Raw genomic sequence first — 15,845 nt, 5'->3', positions numbered from 1 at the left:
AAACCTTCATGGAAAACGAGATTCTGCTTGCCCAGCCGCGCGGCTTCTGCGCCGGCGTGGACCGCGCCATCGAGATCGTCGAGCGCGCCCTGAACCAGTTCGGCGCCCCGATCTACGTGCGCCACGAGATCGTGCACAACGCCTACGTGGTCGAAGACCTGCGCAACAAGGGAGCAATTTTCATCGAGGAACTCGAGGACGTCCCGGCGGGCAATACCCTGGTGTTTTCGGCGCACGGGGTCTCGAAGGCAGTGCGGGCCGACGCCGAGGCGCGCGGCCTGACCATTTTCGATGCCACCTGCCCGCTGGTGACCAAGGTGCATGTGGAAGTGGCCAAGATGCGCAAGCAGGGCTGCGAGATCGTCATGATCGGCCACGACGGCCACCCGGAAGTCGAAGGCACCATGGGCCAGGCCGAGGAAGGCATGCATCTGGTCGAGACCGTCGACGACGTCGCGAAGCTACAGGTCAACAATCCCGACCAGCTGGCCTACGTGTCGCAGACCACGCTGTCGGTGGACGACACCGCCGAGATCATCGCCGCGCTGAAGGCACGCTTCCCGAACATCATCGAGCCGAAGAAGGGCGACATCTGCTACGCCACCACCAACCGCCAGGAAGCCGTCAAGTTCATGGCGCCCCAGGTGGAAGTCGTGGTCGTGGTCGGCAGCCCGAATAGCTCCAACTCGAACCGCCTGCGCGAAGTGGCGGAGAAGATGGGCACGCCGGCCTACATGGTCGACGATGCCGGCAAGATCGATCCGCAATGGATAGCCGGCAAGAAGCGCATCGGCGTGACCGCCGGCGCCTCGGCCCCGGAAGTGCTGGTGCAGGCCGTGATCGACCGCCTCAAGGAACTGGGCGCGGCCAGCGTGCGTGCGCTCGAGGGCGTCGAGGAGAACGTGGTGTTCCCGCTGCCGAAAGGGCTGGACGGGGCGAAAGCCGCGTAATACGTAGGGTGGGCGGCTTGTCCGCCCACGCGGTGATTGGTAAAGGCTCCGATATCGGTCCGGATGATCTTGTGCTTATCTATCACCGCGTGGGCGGGAGACCCGCCCACCCTACAAAAATTCGTAGCGTAGCTTGTTTTCCAGTGCAAGTTTTCCATTTGCCAAGTTATGATGAGGGCAATCGGAACATGAACGCCAGGCCTGAAACGGCACTGCGGGGCTACCCGGCAGTGCCGTTTTTCTTGGCCCCTCAAGAAAGCAGAGCGAACGCGCACGATGGAAACATTCATCCAACAACTCCTCAATGGCCTGGTGATGGGCAGCATGTATGCCCTGGTCGCCCTCGGCTACACCATGGTCTACGGGGTGCTCAACCTGATCAACTTCGCGCACGGCGACGTCTTGATGATCGGCGCCATGGTCGGCCTCACCATCCTCAAGCTGCTGGAAACCCATGCGCCCGGCCTGTCCGGCTGGGTGCAGCTGGCCATCGCCATCCTCGGCGCGATTCCCGTGGCCATCCTGGTCAACCTCCTGATCGAGCGCGTCGCCTACCGCCGCCTGCGCAATGCGCCGCGCCTGGCGCCCTTGATCACCGCGATCGGCGTGTCGATCCTGCTGCAGACCTTCGCCATGATGATCTGGGGCCGCAGCCCGCTGCCGTTCCCGCAGCTGCTCTCGCCCGAACCGGTCGAGATCATGGGCGCCCTCATTTCGCCTACCCAGATCCTGCTGCTGGTGCTGGCCGCGCTGGCGATGGTCAGTCTGGTGCTGCTGGTCGAGCGCACCCGCATGGGCCGGGCGATGCGCGCCGTGGCCGAGAACCCGCGGGTGGCCGGCCTGATGGGCGTGGATGCGAACCGCGTGATCGTCGCCACCTTCGCCATCGGCGCCGCGCTGGCCGCGGTGGCCGGCGTGATGTGGGGCGCCAACTACGCCTCGGTCACCTTCACCATGGGCATGCTGCCGGGCCTGAAGGCCTTCTGCGCCGCCGTGCTGGGCGGGATCGGCAACATCTACGGCGCCATGCTCGGCGGCATGCTGCTGGGCATCATCGAAGCGCTCGGCGCCGGCTACATCGGCGACCTGACCGGCGGCTTCCTGGGCAGCCATTACCAGGACATCTTCGCCTTCGTCGTGCTGATCCTCGTGCTGACCCTGCGCCCGTCCGGCATCATGGGCGAGCGCGTGGCGGACCGCGCGTAACGGGGAGGGACAGACACCATGGCACTCCTGACTTTCGACGTCCGGCACAAGCCGCGCCAGGCCTACGCTAGCATGGCGGCCGTGCTGGCCCTGATGCTGGTCTTCCCCTTTGTCGCTTCCCAGTTCGGCAACTCCTGGGTGCGCATCATCGACATCGCGCTGCTCTACATCATGCTGGCGCTGGGCCTGAACATCGTGGTCGGCTTCGCCGGCCTGCTCGACCTGGGCTACATCGCCTTCTTCGCGGTAGGCGCCTACCTGGTGGGCCTGTTCTCCTCGCCGCAGTTCGCCGCGCTGCTGGAGTCCGTCATCTATTACTCGCCGGCGCTGGGCGAAGCCCTGGTAGCCTTCTTCGGCCCCGAGATCCAGCAGAACGGCATCCACCTGTCGGTCTGGGCGATCGTGCCGCTGGCGGCGATCGTGGCGGGCCTGTGCGGCGCACTGCTGGGCGCCCCGACCCTGAAGCTGCGCGGCGACTACCTCGCCATCGTCACGCTCGGCTTCGGCGAGATCATCCGCATCTTCATGAACAACCTGAACGACCCGATCAACTTCACCAATGGGCCGCAGGGGATCAACATGATCGACCCGATCCGCGTGTTCGGCGTGTCGCTGGCGGGCGAGGCGGGCTCGCAGGCCACGGTGCACATCGGCGGCTTCCCGATGCCCTCGGTGAACGCCTACTACTTCCTTTTCCTGTTCCTCACCATCGCCACCATCTTCATCACCTCGCGCCTGCAGCATTCGCGCCTGGGCCGCGCCTGGGTGGCGATCCGCGAGGACGAGATCGCGGCCAAGGCCATGGGCATCAACACCCGCAACGTCAAGCTGCTCGCCTTCGCCATGGGCGCCAGTTTCGGGGGCGTGGCCGGCGCCATGTTCGGCGCCTTCCAGGGCTTCGTATCGCCGGAGTCGTTCTCGCTGACCGAATCGATCGCCGTGCTGGCCATGGTGGTGCTGGGCGGGATCGGCCATATTCCCGGCGTAGTGCTGGGCGGCGTGCTGCTGGCGGCGCTGCCCGAAGTGCTGCGCCACGTGGTGGAGCCGGCCCAGCAGGCGCTGTTCGGCACCGTCGTGATCGAGGCCGAGGTGCTGCGCCAGCTGCTCTATGGCCTGGCGCTGGTGCTGATCATGCTGGTGCGCCCGGCCGGGCTGTGGCCGTCGCCGAACCGGGAGGAGCGTCCCAACGCGGCCCTGGCGCGCGAGGAGCAAGAGGAGGCCAAGGCATGAGCGACACCATCTTGAACATCAGTGGCGTGAACAAGCGCTTCGGCGGCCTGCAGGCGCTGACCGAGGTCGGCATCCGCATCGAACGCGGCCAGATCTATGGCCTGATCGGCCCGAACGGCGCCGGCAAGACCACCTTCTTCAACGTGATCACCGGTTTGTACCAGCCGGACAGCGGCACGTTCGAGCTGGCCGGCAAGCCGTATTCGCCGTCGGCCCCGCACGAGGTGGCGAAGGCCGGCATCGCGCGCACCTTCCAGAACATCCGCCTGTTCGGCGAGATGAGCGCGCTGGAGAACGTGATGGTGGGCCGCCACGTGCGCACCCGCCAGGGCGTATTCGGCGCGATCTTCCGCCACAAGGCGGCGCGCGAGGAGGAGGCGGCGATCCGCCGGCGCGCGCAGGAACTGCTGGATTTCGTCGGTATCGGCCAGTATGCCAACCGCACCGCCAAGTACCTGTCCTACGGCGACCAGCGCCGCCTGGAGATCGCGCGCGCGCTGGCGACCGATCCGCAGCTGCTGGCGCTGGACGAGCCGGCGGCGGGCATGAACGCCACCGAGAAGCTGGCCCTGCGCGAGCTCCTGGTCAAGATCAAGAACGAAGGCAAGACCGTGCTGCTGATCGAGCACGACGTCAAGCTGATGATGGGCCTGTGCGACCGCATCACCGTGCTCGAGTACGGCAAGCAGATCGCCGAAGGCTTGCCTGGCGAGATCCAGAAGAACGACGCCGTGATCAAGGCCTATCTCGGCGGAGCACACGAATGAACGACAACATCCTGAAAATACAGGGCCTGCAGGTCGCCTATGGCGGCATCAAGGCCGTCAAGGGCCTGGACCTGGAAGTGAACAAGGGCGAGCTGGTGACCCTGATCGGCGCCAACGGCGCCGGCAAGACCACCACCCTGAAAGCCATCACCGGCACGCTCCCGCCGTGCAAGGTGGAAGGCGAGATCAGTTATCTCGGCCAGCCGCTGCGCGGCACCCCCTCCTTCCGCATGGTCCAGCGCAAGCTCGCCATGGTGCCGGAAGGGCGGGGCGTGTTCACCCGCATGAGCATCCACGAGAACCTCATGATGGGCGCCTATACGCGCACCGACAAGGCGGGGATCGCGGCGGACATCGAGAAATGGTATGCGGTGTTCCCGCGCCTGAAGGAGCGTGCCGGCCAGCTGGCCGGAACGCTGTCGGGCGGCGAGCAGCAGATGCTGGCGATGGCGCGCGCGCTGATGTGCCATCCGCTACTGCTGCTGCTGGACGAGCCTTCGATGGGCCTGTCGCCGATCATGGTGGAGAAGATCTTCGAGGTGATCCGCGACGTGTCGAACCAGGGCATCACGATCCTGCTGGTGGAGCAGAACGCCAGGCTGGCGCTGCAGGCGGCGCACCGCGGCTATGTGATGGAGTCCGGGACCATGACCATGACGGTGAATGCGGCGGACATGCTGAACGATCCGCGCGTGCAGGCGGCCTACCTGGGCGAGTAAGCGGCAACGCAAAAAGCAAAAAGCCGGGACAAGTCCCGGCTTTTTCATTTGACCAGTCGCAGCTTAGGCGGCAGCGGTCTGGGTCGCAGCAGCTGCAGTAGCGGTAGCCTTGCGAGCAGTCGCCGAAAACTGGCTCACCGCTGCGTTGACGTTGTTTTCGATCGCTTCGGCAGCCTGCTTGCTGGTCTTGCTGAACTGCTCGTAGCCGGCGTTGGCGTTGCTGATCACGGTCTTGACGGCGGCAACGAAGGTTTCCGAACCGGCCGGGGCGTTCTTGCTCACTTCGTCGACCAGGGCGATGACCTTGCGGTTGGTTTCTACGATCTGGCTTTCGGCGGCCTTCGAGAACTCGGCGCCGGTGCCGGTGGCGATGGCGGCCAGCTGGCGGTTGTACGACAGGGCTTTCTCGGCGGCCGGCTGGGCCTGCGAGGTGGTGACCGAGAAGAACTCTTGCGGGTCCTTGGCGCTCAGCAGCTGGCGAGTGACGTTTGACGACTCTTCCAGGGCGCTGCGCGCGGTGCTGATGTTCAGGTCGACCAGCTTCTCCATGCCTTCGAAGGTCTTGGCCGTCAGCGACGACAGCAGGGCGAACTGCGATTCCAGGTTGGCTTTGGTGGCGTTCGAGAACTGCTCAGGAATTGCAAACATGTGACTCTCCAAAATTCAATGCGTTTTAAGGGGATGGAATGTTGCTTGGACTTGTGAGGCAGGTTTTTTCCGTCCGATGTCGACGAAACTCTTTTTTGTGCACCGCAGCAGGGCGAATTTTCAACCAGTTCGCCAAGCGAGTCAAGCAAATTTGACGCGCCGCACCATCGTTTGTTCATAAATTTCTGGAATGCATTGATTGCAAGAAATTTCAACGACTTAGGCGTGATTTAGCGCAAGAAATGCTGCGCTCGAGGAACGGCCGATTCGTCGCGCGCGGCGTGCTAGACTGCTGACTTGTGTTTTCGCCAAGCCATTCATGCAAGCTACTGCGCAGCATCCCGCTGATCGATCATTCATGTCCTCCGGTACCCGAACCACACCTTCCATTCCGGCCGCTTCCTGGCTCTCGCCAGTGCCGCTGCTGTTCGTGTTCCTGTGGAGTACCGGCTTCATCGTCGCCAGGCACGGCCTGCCGTATGCGCCGCCGCTCACCTTCGTGATCCTGCGTTGCCTGGGCGTGCTGGCGGTGCTGCTGCCGGTCGTGTTCCTGATGCGCGCACCCTGGCCGCGCGGGCAGGTCCTGCACGTGGCGGTCGCGGGACTGCTGCTGCAGGCCGGCTACCTCGGCGGCGTCTGGGCCGCGATCAAGATCGGCATGCCCGCCGGGCTGACCGCGCTGATCGTCGGCATGCAGCCGGTCTTGACGGCGGCCGCGGCGCCCCTGATCGGCGAGCGGGTACGCCCGCGCCAGTGGCTCGGTTTCGCGCTCGGCCTGTCCGGCGTGCTCCTGGTGGTCTACAGCAAGCTGCACCTGGCCGGCTTGACCGCCGGCGGCATCGCTCTGTGCGTCTTCGCCTTGTTCAGCATCACGGCCGGCACCATGTACCAGAAGCGTTATTGCCCGAGCTTCGACTTGCGCACCGGCACCGTGATCCAGTTTTGCGCCACCGTGCTGGCCCTGCTGCCGCTGGCGATCGTGCTCGAAGGCCTGGACCCGCGCTTTTCAAGCGTCACCTGGAGCGCGGATTTCATCCTTGCCTGGCTGTGGTCGATCTTCGCCTTGTCGATCGGCGCGATCTTCCTGCTGTTCACGCTGATCCGGCGCAGCCGCGCGCTCGAGGTCACCAGCCTGCTGTACCTGACCCCGCCCACCACCGCCATCATGGCCTGGCTGCTGTTCGGCGAGTCTTTCAGCCCGCTCGCCGTGGCCGGCATGGTCGTCGCCGTGCTGGGCGTCGCATTCGTCGTCAAAAAAAACCATCAAAAGGAGACCCCATGATCCACAGCCCCCAGCAGGAAGCCGTCGACGCTGCCATCACCTCGCGCCGCTCGATCCGCGCTTTTCTCCCCAAGCCGGTCGAGCGTGCCGACATCGAGCGCATCCTCGAGGTGGCGGCACGTGCGCCGTCCGGCACCAACACCCAGCCGTGGAAGGTCTACGTGCTGACGGGGCAGGCGCGCAGGGAATTGAGCGAGGCGATCCTGGCGGTGAACGCGGACCCGGAGCAGGCCCGCCAGCACACCGAGGAATACGCCTACTATCCACGGGCCTGGATCTCGCCCTTCATCGAGCGCCGCCGCAAGGTGGGCTGGGACCTGTATTCGCTGCTGGGGCTCACGCGCGACAACAAGGCCGGCATGGCGGCCCAGCACGCGCGCAACTACGGCTTCTTCGATGCGCCGGTCGGCCTCATCTTCACCATCGACCGCATCATGGAGCAGGGCTCCTGGCTCGATTACGGTATGTTCTTGCAGAGCATCATGGTCGCCGCGCGTGGCCGCGGCCTCGACACCTGCCCGCAGGCGGCCTTCACACAGTATCACCGCGTGATTGCGCAGCAGCTCGCGTTGCCGGAGAATGAAATGGTCGTGTGCGGCATGGCGCTCGGCTGGGCAGACCCCGGCAAGGTCGAGAATTCGCTCGTCACCGAGCGCGAACCGGTCGCGCAATTTGCCCGCTTCATGGAGTAAAACACAGCGCAATATGCAAGCTCATGCGAACGTAAATACTTGATTGCAAAGGCTTGTTGGTTTTTGGGAGTTGCCGCACGGAATGTATCTTTTCGCTTGCGATCAGGCGTCGTTCCGTTACACTGCATTCCGTACCTCATCAGTTTGTGGCAAAGGGTTCGAGATGTTCAAAGTTGCATTGGCTGCCATTGTTTCGCTGCTGTTTGCGCTCCAGCCCGTCAACGCGGCGGGCGCCGGTGCGGGCGCCGCTGCCGAATCCACGTCCACATCCAAGAAGGCCCAGCCCGCCAAGAAGAAGGCCGTCAAGAAGAAGCGCGCCTCCGGCCGCAAGGCCGCGCCCCCCAAGCGCAAGGACCTGGCCCAATCCATCGCCGACGATAACCGCCAGCGCATGGTGCGCCGCGTGGAAATGGTGCGCGGCAAGCGCAAGGTCACCTACCATGTCGTGCGCCGTGCCGGCGCCGGCGTTGCCGCGGCGGCCGCGGTCGATCCGCGCACCTTCGGCGATGCCGCCGGCCTGCGCGCCACCCCGGATTCCCTGTCCCTGCGCTCGAACGTCGCCTTCGTGCTCGACCAGAACAGCTCGGAAGTGCTGTTCGAAAAGAATGCCAATGTCGCCTTGCCGATCGCCTCGATCACCAAGCTCATGACCGGCCTGGTCGTGGTGCAGGCCGGGCAGGATCTCGACGAGGTGCTGCGCATTGCCGACGCCGACGTCGACCGCCACAAGTATTCCAGCTCGCGCCTGCCGGTGGGCACGCGCATGACGCGCCGCGAGATGCTGCACATTTCCCTGATGAGTTCGGAGAACCGCGCCGCCTCCGCGCTCGGGCGCCACTATCCAGGCGGCATCAATGCCTTCGTGGCCGCCATGAATGCCAAGGCGCGCGAACTGGGCATGAAGGATACGCGCTTCGTCGACTCCAGCGGCCTGTCGAGCCGCAATGTCTCCAGCGCGCGCGACCTGGCGCGCCTGGTTGCCACCGCCCACGGCGAATCGCTGCTGCGCGAATTTTCCACCACGCCCAATTCAGTCGTGAAGGCGAGCGGCCGGCCGATGCGCTATGCGAACACCAACTACCTGGTGGCGCTGCCGGACTGGAACATCGGCCTGCAGAAGACCGGCTTCATCAACGAAGCAGGCCGCTGCCTGGTGATGCAGGCCGCCATCCACGGCCGCAACGTGATCATGGTGTTCCTGGATTCGAAGGGAAAGATGTCGCGCACCGCCGACGCGGGCCGCGTGCGCCGTTTCCTCGAAGCGCTTGCGCCCGACAAGCTCGAGGTGCTGGCACCCGGGACGCTGGGCAATGCCAGCGACATGCCGGTGATGAGCGCCGCCACCAGGGCGGCGCCGGCCTTGCACTGATCAGATCGCCGGAGTGGGGCGGTAGCCCAGCGTGGCGGAGATACTCGACGCCGTCTGCACCAGGTCGTCCAGCCATTCTTCCTGCAGGCGGTCGGCCGGGGCCGAGATCGACAGGCCGGCCACCAGCTTGCCGCTGTCATCGAAGATGCCGGCGGCCATGCAGCGTACCCCCAGTTCCAGTTCCTCGTTGTCGCGCGCATAGCCGCGCGCGCGCACCAGTCCCAGCTCGCGTTCGAAGCGGGCCAGGTCGGTGATCGAATTCTTGTTGTGGCCTGCCAGACCCGTGCGGGTGGCATAGGCGCGGATGGTCTTGGCATCGTCGATCGACAGGAACAGCTTGCCGGTCGAGGTCAGGTGCAGCGGCGCCCGGCCGCCGATCGCGCGCACCACCTGCATGCCCGAGCGCTCGGAATAGGCGCGGTCGATGTAGACGATCTCGTCACCCTGGCGCACCGACAGGTTCACGGTCTGCTGGGTTTTCTTGTGCAGGGCGCGCATGAAGTCGAGCGCCGCTTCGCGCACCGACAGGCGGCTCTTGACCACGTTGCCCAGTTCCAGCAGACGCATGCCGAGGCGGTAGGTGCCCGGCTCGACGCGGTCGACGAAGCGCGTGACCACCATGTCGTTCAGGATGCGGTGCGCGGTCGACGGATGCAGGCCGGAGACTTTCGACAATTCCTTCAGGCTGACCGGGTCGGAATAACTGGCCAGCGCATCGAGCAGCGCCATCATGCGCTCGATCACCTGGATCGAGGTCTTGCCCGATGCCGCAGCTGCCGACGTGTCCAACTGAGGGGTTTCCATTTTCATGATGTAGTTGGTGCGGTGCAGTATGAGCCCCTTTATACCATGATGTGAAACGCCGATGCAAACCGATGGGGTGCGGTGTGCAAGCCGGGAGAAGGGCGGCATAATGACAGTCCTGCATTTATTTCGAAAAAACAATGGAACACCCGATCAGCGAGTTCAAGACCAAGCGCGGCATCGCCCGCATCCTCGCCGCCTGCCGCAATACCGGGGATGGCCTGGCCTGGGCCTGGCGCAGCGAGGCCGCTTTCCGGCAAGAGGTCGTGCTGATCGCCTTTGCCACCGTGGCGGCCCTGCTGCTGCCGCTGTCCGCCTTCCAGAAACTGGCCTTGATCGGCGTACTGATCCTGGTGCTGATCGTGGAGATCATCAACTCGGCCATCGAGGCCGTGGTCGACCGCATCTCGCTCGAGCGCCATCCGCTGTCGAAAGTGGCGAAGGACATGGGCAGCGCCGCCGTTGCCCTGTCCCTGCTGCTGGCGGCGGCCACCTGGGCGGTAGTGCTGTACAGCCGGTTTTTCTAACAGGTTTGTGGAACAAGCAAATAACTAACGCGTCGTTTGCGAAACTGCCAGCTGCTCTTAGACTATGCGTAGATGTAGCAACCTGTAGTCCAATCACATGGAGAAACGACGATGACCTTACGCCTCGGCGATACCGCCCCCGATTTCGAGCAGGATTCCAGCATCGGCAAGATCCGCTTCCACGAGTGGGCGGGCGATTCCTGGGTGGTGCTGTTCTCGCATCCGGCCGACTTCACCCCCGTCTGCACCACCGAACTGGGCCTGACCGCCAAGCTGAAGCCGGAGTTCGACAAGCGCAACGTCAAGGCAATCGCACTGTCGGTCGACCCGGCCGACCAGCACCGTGCCTGGATCAAGGATATCGAGGAAACCCAGCAGACCGTGGTCGGCTTCCCGATCATCGCCGACGCCGACAAATCGGTGTCCAGCCTGTACGACATGATCCACCCGGAAGCCTCGGCCACCGCCACCGTGCGCTCGCTGTTCGTGATCGACCCGGCCAAGAAGGTGCGCCTGATCATCACCTACCCGATGAGCACCGGCCGCAACTTCGACGAAGTGCTGCGCGTGATCGACGCCCTGCAGCTGACCGACGGCTACACCGTGGCCACCCCGGGCAACTGGAAGGATGGCGACGACGTCATCATCCCGCTGACCGTGCAGGATCCGGCCGTCATCGAGCAGAAGTATCCGAAAGGCTATACCTCGCCGCGTCCTTACCTGCGCCTGACTCCGCAGCCGAATAAATAATTCTTCTTGCTTCCCGTAGGGTGGACGGCTTCGCCGTCCGCGCGTTCAACTACACGACGAAACCAGTGATCGGCGATTCACAGGCTGGCTGAACGCGCGGTCGGCACAGCCGACCACCCTACGTGCTCCTCCCCCCGCATAAGCAAATAAGAAACCTGTTGTTTGCTGAACCGTCGAGTCCCCTTACCCTGTCATTTCACTGAAGGGTACGGGCATGTCGACCACATATATCATCGCGGGTTTTGCAGTAGGGCTACTGGTGGGCATGACTGGCGTGGGCGGCGGTTCGCTCATGACGCCGCTGTTGACGCTGCTGTTCGGCGTCTCGCCCTCGGTGGCCGTCGGCACCGACCTGGCCTTCGCCTCCATCACCAAGGGTGTCGGCACCATTACCCACCGTTTCAACCGCACCGTCCAGTGGCAGATCGTCGGCCGCCTGTGCCTGGGCGCCTTGCCGGCCGCGCTGGTAGCAACCCTGGCCCTGAAGCACTTCGGCGGGCTCGATGAAGCGATCGGGCAGTTCATCCGTTATTCCATCGCCGGCTCCGTGATGCTGACCGTGATCGCGCTGCTGTTCCGCGCGCGCATGCTGGCCTGGGTCAATGCCAAGCCGGGGCGCCAGCTGCAGGGCAGGGCGCTGACCACCGCCACCGTCGTGTCCGGCGCGGTGCTGGGCGTGCTCGTCACCGTGTCCTCGATCGGCGCGGGCGCCATCGGCGCCACCCTGCTGGTCATGCTGTATCCGCGCTTGAGCCCGGCCGAAGTGGCCGGCACCGACATTGCCTATGCCGTGCCGCTGACCGCGATCGCCGCCGTCGGCCACTGGTGGCTCGGATCGATCGACTGGATGCTGCTGCTGACCCTGCTCGTCGGTTCGGTGCCGGGCATTACGCTGGGCGCGATGGCCGCGCGCAAGGTGCCGGAGCGCTTCCTGCGCGCCCTGCTGGCGACCACGCTGACCGGCGTCGCGGCCAAGCTGGTTTTCTGATCCGTAATAGCCGTTTCCATCTATGCAAATGAGGAAAGTTTCGTTTGTAATATAAGGGCCGCATGAGAATATGCGTTCCTTTAAGAATTTGTGAAGGGCCTCCATGACCACGCTCGCATTGCCAGCGCGACGATCTCCCGGCCGGGCCGCTACTGGCCGTGTCATCCCCGGATTCGGTATCTCGCTCGGCTTCACGATTTTCTACCTCGCGATGATCGTCCTGATCCCGCTGTCGGCGGTCTTCCTGAAGACCTTCACGATGAGCTGGGATGCGTTCTGGAGCGCCGTCACCTCCGAGCGTGTGATGGCGTCGTACCGTCTCACCTTCGGCGCCTCGCTGCTGGCCGCCTTCATCAACGTCATCTTCGGCGGCATCGTCGCCTGGGTGCTGGTGCGCTATACCTTCCCGGGCAAGCGCATCATCGACGCCCTGGTCGACCTGCCGTTCGCGCTGCCCACCGCGGTGGCCGGCATCACGCTCACCGCCCTGTACTCGCACAACGGCCTGATCGGCGAGCAACTGGCCAAGTTCGGCATCAAGGTCGCCTTCACGCCGCTGGGCGTGCTGGTGGCGCTGACCTTCATCGGCCTGCCCTTCGTGGTGCGCACGGTGCAGCCGGTGCTGGAAGAAGCCGAGCGCGAGCTCGAAGAAGCCGCCGCCAGCCTGGGCGCCTCGCCGCTGCAGACCTTCTGGCGCGTGGTGCTGCCGTCGATCGTGCCGGCCCTCCTGACCGGTTTCGCACTGGCTTTCGCGCGCGCCACCGGCGAATACGGCTCGGTCATCTTCATCGCCGGCAATCTGCCGATGGTCTCCGAGATCACGCCGCTGTTCATCATCACCAAACTCGAGCAGTACGACTACGCGGGCGCCACGGCGATCGCGGTGGTCATGCTGATCATCTCGTTCATTCTGCTGCTGACGATTAACCTGCTGCAGGCATGGACCCGCAAACGGGCAGGAAAGAAATGAGCGCAGTCCTCGACAACATCAAGGCCGCGCAGGGTAACAAAGGCGCCGCGGCGCCGGTGCGCCGCCCGAAGACCAATGTGCTGGAACCGGACTGGGTGCGCTACCTCCTGATCGCGGTGGCGCTGGCTTTCCTGACCCTGTTCCTGTTCGTGCCGCTGGCCGCCGTGTTCCTTGAGGCGCTCAAGCGCGGCTGGGACGTCTACCTCGAATCGATCCGCGACCCGGATGCGATCTCCGCCATCAAGCTCACGCTCATCGCGGCCGGCATCTCGGTGCCGCTGAACCTGGTGTTCGGCGTGGCCGCCGCCTGGGCCATCGCCAAATTCGAGTTCCGCGGCAAGAGCATCCTGCTGACGCTGATCGACCTGCCGTTCTCGGTCTCGCCGGTGATCGCGGGCCTGATCTACGTGCTGCTGTTCGGCGCCCAGGGCTGGTTCGGCGAATGGCTGGCCGAGCACGACATCAAGATCCTGTTCGCGGTGCCGGGCATCGTGCTGGCCACCATCTTCATTACTTTCCCGTTCGTGGCGCGCGAGCTGATCCCGCTGATGCAGCAGCAGGGCACCGAAGAGGAAGAGGCCGCGCTGGTGCTGGGCGCCTCGGGCTGGTCGACCTTCTGGCGCGTGACGCTGCCGAACATCAAATGGGGCCTGCTGTACGGCGTCATCCTGTGTAACGCCCGTGCGATGGGCGAGTTCGGCGCGGTGTCGGTGGTCTCGGGCCACATCCGCGGCGAGACCAACACCATGCCGCTGCAGGTCGAGATCCTCTACAACGAATACAACTTTACGGCCGCGTTCGCGATCGCATCGCTGCTGGCGCTGCTCGCGCTGGTGACCCTGGCGGTGAAGAGCTTTATCGAATGGCGCCTGCACCAGGTACGCAAAGCCGCCGCCGAAGAACGACAGAAGGAAGCCTGACCATGACGATCGAAGTCCAACACATCCGCAAGCAGTTCGGCCAGTTCACCGCGCTCGACGACGTCTCGCTGCAGTTCCCGGACGGCCAGCTGACCGCCTTGCTGGGTCCTTCCGGCTGCGGCAAGACCACCCTGCTGCGCGTCATCGCCGGCCTCGAACATCCCGATTCGGGCGCCGTGCTGCTCGACGGCCAGGACGCCTCGCACCGCCACGTGCGCGAGCGCCAGGTCGGCTTCGTGTTCCAGCACTACGCGCTGTTCAAGCACATGACCGTGTTCGAGAACGTCGCCTTCGGCCTGCGCGTGCGGCCGCGCAAGGAGCGCCCGTCGGAACAGCAGATCCGCGACAAGGTGCGCCAGCTGCTCGAACTCGTGCAGCTTGACTGGATCGCCGACCGCTATCCGCCGCAGCTCTCGGGCGGCCAGCGCCAGCGGATCGCCCTGGCGCGCGCGCTGGCCGTCGAGCCGCGCGTGCTGCTGCTCGATGAACCCTTCGGCGCCCTGGACGCCAAGGTGCGCAAGGAACTGCGCCGCTGGCTGCGTCGCCTGCACGACGAGCTGCACGTGACTTCGATCTTCGTCACCCACGACCAGGAAGAAGCGCTGGAAGTGGCCGACCAGGTGGTCCTGATGAACAAGGGCCGCGTCGAACAGCTCGGCGCGCCGAGCGAGGTGTACAACAAGCCGGCTTCGCCCTTCGTCTACGGTTTCCTCGGCAACGTCAACCTGTTCCACGGCCGCGTGCACGAAGGCGTGCTGGCCAGCGGCGACGCGCAGTTCCATGCGCCCGAGCATGCGGGCGTGCGCAATGGAGAAGGCATCGGCTACGTGCGTCCGCACGAGCTTGACGTGGCGCGCTACACGCCCGGCGCCGACGGCGTGGTCGCCAGGCTGCGCCGCGCGCATGCGATCGGCCCGCTGGCCCAGCTCGACCTCGAGCGTGCCGACAACCAGCAACTGATCGAGGCCGTGATCCCGAACGAGCTGTTCTCGAGCCAGGGCTTCAAGGAAGGCGAGACCCTGGTGCTCAAGCCGCGCCGCATCGAAGTCTTCGTCGATGCGGGTGAAGGTATCTAAAGGCGGGCATATGAACTTCCAACAACTGCGTTCCGTGCGCGAGGCCGCACGCCGCGACTTCAACCTGACCGAGGTCGCCAATGCGCTGTTCACCTCGCAGCCCGGCGTGTCGCGCCAGATCCGCGAACTCGAGGAAGAGCTGGGCGTCGTGATCTTCGAGCGCAACGGCAAGCGCCTGACCGGCCTGACCCCGCCAGGTAAAGGCATCCTGAAGATCGTCGAGCGCCTGCTGGTCGAGGCCGAGAACCTGCAGCAGGCCAGCGCCGAGTTCGCGGCCCAGGACAGCGGCACCCTCACCGTCGCCGTAACCCACACCCAGGCGCGCTATGCGCTGCCGCAGGTGGTGCAGTCCTTCCGCAACGCCTTCCCTGGCGTGCGCATCGCCCTGCAGCAAAGCGCGCCGGAACACATCGCGGAATGGGTCCTGTCGGGCAAGGCCGACATCGGCATCGCGACCGAAGGCCTGTCGGCCTTCCCGGACCTGGTGTCCTTCCCGTGCTATCGCTGGAGCCACCTGATCGTGGCGCCGGAAGGGCACCCGATCTTTTCCTCAAACCAGCCGCTGCGCCTGGAAGACCTGGCCGAGCATCCCTTGATTACCTACGACGTCGGCTTCACCGGCCGCAGCCACATCGACGCCGCTTTCGTGGAAGCCGGGCTGGCGCCGGACATCGTGCTGACCGCGATGGACTCGGACGTCATCAAGCAGTACGTGTCGCTGGGGATGGGTGTCGGCATCGTCGCCTCGATGGCCTTCGACCACGGGCGCGACAAGGGGATGCGGGCGATCGAAGCCTCGCACCTGTTCGCGCCGAACGTGACGCGCCTGGCCGTGCGCAAGGGCGCGTACCTGCGGGCCTATGCCTACCACTTCATCGAGCGCTTCGCCCAGGGCTACACGCGCTCGGATATCGAGAAGGCCTTGCAGGCCACCGACGACGCCTGAT

General features: G+C 64.9%; 17 protein-coding genes. 15 read left to right on the top strand and 2 right to left on the bottom strand.

Going from position 1 to position 15,845, the window contains the following annotated elements:
• The first annotated feature begins 8 nt into the window (after nt 1-8).
• The 5 genes from ispH (at nt 9) to MasN3_RS21170 (ending at nt 4,872) form a co-directional block, all read left to right on the top strand.
• Nucleotides 9-950 carry a 4-hydroxy-3-methylbut-2-enyl diphosphate reductase gene (gene ispH, locus MasN3_RS21190; protein ID WP_281910014.1) on the top strand — a complete coding sequence of 314 codons (942 nt, stop codon included), beginning with the start codon at nt 9-11 and terminating at the stop codon, nt 948-950.
• 276 nt (nt 951-1,226) lie between these two features.
• The gene (locus MasN3_RS21185) at nt 1,227-2,156 is read left to right on the top strand and encodes a branched-chain amino acid ABC transporter permease (protein ID WP_281910012.1); all 930 of its coding nucleotides are present in this window, start codon (nt 1,227-1,229) and stop codon (nt 2,154-2,156) included.
• 18 nt (nt 2,157-2,174) lie between these two features.
• The gene (locus MasN3_RS21180; RefSeq protein ID WP_281910010.1) at nt 2,175-3,386 is read left to right on the top strand and encodes an ABC transporter permease subunit; all 1,212 of its coding nucleotides are present in this window, start codon (nt 2,175-2,177) and stop codon (nt 3,384-3,386) included.
• A complete protein-coding gene (locus tag MasN3_RS21175; RefSeq protein WP_281910008.1) occupies nt 3,383-4,153 on the top strand; it encodes an ABC transporter ATP-binding protein in 771 nt (256 codons plus the stop codon). Before MasN3_RS21180 ends, MasN3_RS21175 begins: the two co-directional genes overlap by 4 nt.
• The gene (locus MasN3_RS21170; RefSeq protein ID WP_281910007.1) at nt 4,150-4,872 is read left to right on the top strand and encodes an ABC transporter ATP-binding protein; all 723 of its coding nucleotides are present in this window, start codon (nt 4,150-4,152) and stop codon (nt 4,870-4,872) included. The genes MasN3_RS21175 and MasN3_RS21170 overlap by 4 nt, the downstream gene beginning before the upstream one ends.
• A 63-nt stretch (nt 4,873-4,935) precedes the next feature.
• Here MasN3_RS21170 and phaP read toward each other — a convergent pair whose 3' ends face one another.
• A complete protein-coding gene (gene phaP, locus MasN3_RS21165) occupies nt 4,936-5,520 on the bottom strand; it encodes a TIGR01841 family phasin (RefSeq protein ID WP_036214616.1) in 585 nt (194 codons plus the stop codon).
• Nucleotides 5,521-5,878: 358 nt separating this feature from the next.
• On the opposite strand from phaP, the gene MasN3_RS21160 reads away from it, so the two are divergent.
• The 3 genes from MasN3_RS21160 to MasN3_RS21150 all read left to right on the top strand — a co-directional run bounded on the left by MasN3_RS21160 (nt 5,879) and on the right by MasN3_RS21150 (nt 8,863).
• Nucleotides 5,879-6,802, top strand: coding sequence for a DMT family transporter (locus tag MasN3_RS21160; protein ID WP_281910003.1), 924 nt, complete (start codon nt 5,879-5,881; stop codon nt 6,800-6,802).
• Nucleotides 6,799-7,494 carry a nitroreductase gene (locus MasN3_RS21155; RefSeq protein WP_281910001.1) on the top strand — a complete coding sequence of 232 codons (696 nt, stop codon included), beginning with the start codon at nt 6,799-6,801 and terminating at the stop codon, nt 7,492-7,494. The genes MasN3_RS21160 and MasN3_RS21155 overlap by 4 nt, the downstream gene beginning before the upstream one ends.
• A gap of 163 nt (nt 7,495-7,657) precedes the next feature.
• On the top strand, nt 7,658-8,863 hold the full coding sequence (locus MasN3_RS21150; RefSeq protein WP_281909999.1) for a serine hydrolase: 1,206 nt from the start codon (nt 7,658-7,660) through the stop codon (nt 8,861-8,863).
• Here MasN3_RS21150 and MasN3_RS21145 read toward each other — a convergent pair whose 3' ends face one another.
• The gene (locus MasN3_RS21145; RefSeq protein ID WP_281909997.1) at nt 8,864-9,673 is read right to left on the bottom strand and encodes an IclR family transcriptional regulator; all 810 of its coding nucleotides are present in this window, start codon (nt 9,671-9,673) and stop codon (nt 8,864-8,866) included.
• A gap of 134 nt (nt 9,674-9,807) precedes the next feature.
• Here MasN3_RS21145 and MasN3_RS21140 point away from each other — a divergent pair, with 134 nt between their 5' ends.
• The 7 genes from MasN3_RS21140 to MasN3_RS21110 all read left to right on the top strand — a co-directional run bounded on the left by MasN3_RS21140 (nt 9,808) and on the right by MasN3_RS21110 (nt 15,844).
• Entirely contained in the window at nt 9,808-10,194 is a 387-nt protein-coding gene (locus tag MasN3_RS21140; protein WP_281909995.1) for a diacylglycerol kinase, read from the top strand.
• Nucleotides 10,195-10,305: 111 nt separating this feature from the next.
• On the top strand, nt 10,306-10,944 hold the full coding sequence (locus MasN3_RS21135; RefSeq protein WP_281909993.1) for a peroxiredoxin: 639 nt from the start codon (nt 10,306-10,308) through the stop codon (nt 10,942-10,944).
• A 214-nt stretch (nt 10,945-11,158) separates the two neighbouring features.
• On the top strand, nt 11,159-11,932 hold the full coding sequence (locus MasN3_RS21130) for a sulfite exporter TauE/SafE family protein (protein WP_281909992.1): 774 nt from the start codon (nt 11,159-11,161) through the stop codon (nt 11,930-11,932).
• A gap of 103 nt (nt 11,933-12,035) precedes the next feature.
• Nucleotides 12,036-12,902, top strand: coding sequence for a sulfate ABC transporter permease subunit CysT (gene cysT / locus MasN3_RS21125; protein ID WP_281909991.1), 867 nt, complete (start codon nt 12,036-12,038; stop codon nt 12,900-12,902).
• Entirely contained in the window at nt 12,899-13,822 is a 924-nt protein-coding gene (gene cysW, locus MasN3_RS21120) for a sulfate ABC transporter permease subunit CysW (RefSeq protein ID WP_281909990.1), read from the top strand. Before cysT ends, cysW begins: the two co-directional genes overlap by 4 nt.
• Before the next feature lie 2 nt (nt 13,823-13,824).
• Nucleotides 13,825-14,898: a sulfate/molybdate ABC transporter ATP-binding protein gene (locus tag MasN3_RS21115; protein WP_281909988.1), complete on the top strand. Its 1,074-nt coding sequence runs from the start codon at nt 13,825-13,827 to the stop codon at nt 14,896-14,898.
• A gap of 10 nt (nt 14,899-14,908) precedes the next feature.
• Nucleotides 14,909-15,844 carry a CysB family HTH-type transcriptional regulator gene (locus tag MasN3_RS21110; protein ID WP_281909987.1) on the top strand — a complete coding sequence of 312 codons (936 nt, stop codon included), beginning with the start codon at nt 14,909-14,911 and terminating at the stop codon, nt 15,842-15,844.
• Nucleotide 15,845 lies beyond the last annotated feature (1 nt).

The sequence above is a fragment of the Massilia varians genome, from assembly GCF_027923905.1.
In the GTDB taxonomy this organism is placed as follows: Bacteria; Pseudomonadota; Gammaproteobacteria; order Burkholderiales; family Burkholderiaceae_D; genus Telluria; species Telluria varians_B.
This window is presented reverse-complemented; position numbering and strand designations above follow the sequence as displayed.